Below are 1,459 nucleotides of genomic sequence, written 5' to 3'. Positions count from 1 at the left end.
CACCGACATCCACAGCCTCACCCCGGCCGGTGAACTCTTCGACACCGTCGTCGTGTTCGAGAACTACCCCGTCGAGAACGAAGCCTTCGAACAGGACGCCTCCACCCTCAGCCTCACCCACACCGAAGCACGCGACGCGACGCACTACCCCCTGAGTCTGATGGTGATGCCGGGGACCCGACTGCACCTGCGGCTCGACTACCGGCCGGATGCCTTCGAGCACGCGACCGTCGAGACGATCGGCGCCCGCTTCATCAGCGTCCTCAAGGCGTTCGTGGCCGACGCCGGGCAGTCCGTCGGGCGGATCCCGCTACTGGATGCGGACGAGCGTGAGCGGGTCCTGACCGTATGGAACGACACCACTCACGAGGTGCCTGGCACGACCCTGCCCGAGCTGTTCGAACAGCAGGTCACCCGGACCCCGGACGTCTTCGCCGTGGCTGCCGGCGGTACCGGACTGACCTACGCGGAGCTGAACGCGCGGGCGAACCGGCTTGCCAGGCACCTCGTCGGCCGGGGCGCGGGCCCCGAACGCCTGGTCGCCGTGGCCCTGCCTCGTTCGGCCGACCTCGTCGTCGCCCTGCTGGCCGTGGTCAAGACCGGGGCCGGCTACGTCCCTATCGACCCGGAGTACCCGGCCGACCGCATTGCCCACATGCTCCAGGACGCCGACGCCGTCCTCGTGATCACCGACACGGAAACGTCACGGAGGCTGCCTGCGGGCGCCGCAGCCCATGTGAGTCGACTCGTACTGGACGAGCTGGCCCTCCAGACCTTCCTGGAGGACCAGGACCCCCACGACCTCTCCGACGACGAGCGCCCGAACCGCCTGTTGCCCCAGCACACGGCCTACGTGATCTACACATCCGGGTCCACCGGCCGGCCCAAGGGGGTGGCGATCTCCCACGCCGCGATCGTCAACCGCCTGCTGTGGATGCAGGACACGTACTCCCTGGAGACAACGGACCGGGTCCTGCAGAAGACCTCACCCGCGTTCGACGTATCGGTGTGGGAGTTCTTCTGGCCCCTCGTCACCGGCGCGGGAATGGTCGTCGCCGCACGAGGGGAACACAAGGATCCCGCAGCTCTTGCCGAGCTGATCCGTAGCGAGAACATCACCACCGCGCACTTCGTGCCGTCGATGCTCGGCGCCTTCTTGCAACATCCGGATTCGGCCTCCTGCGCATCGCTGAAGAACGTGATCTGCAGCGGCGAAGCGCTGACGACCGAATTGAAGAACCAGGCGCTGCGCACTTTGGGTGCCTCGGTCCACAACCTTTACGGTCCCACCGAGGCCGCGGTGGACGTCACGTTCTGGGAATGCCGGACGGACGACAACACCGTGCCGATCGGGCGTCCGGTCTGGAATACGCGGGTGTATGTGCTGGATGCGGGTCTGTCGCCGGTGGCGGTGGGTGTTGCGGGTGAGTTGTATATCGCGGGTGTGCAGTTGGCGCGG

The 1,459-nt window shown here is 67.1% G+C and carries 1 protein-coding gene; it reads left to right on the top strand.

The window, feature by feature from the left end:
- Positions 1–1,459: amino acid adenylation domain-containing protein (locus ACIBJH_RS48180; RefSeq protein ID WP_399123421.1), on the top strand; the 1,459-nt coding region annotated here is incomplete at both ends.

Source organism: Streptomyces sp. NPDC050548 (genome assembly GCF_044457385.1).
In the GTDB taxonomy this organism is placed as follows: domain Bacteria; phylum Actinomycetota; class Actinomycetes; order Streptomycetales; family Streptomycetaceae; genus Streptomyces.
Note: the sequence above shows the minus strand (reverse complement) of the source record. Positions and strands in the feature narration are given on the sequence as shown.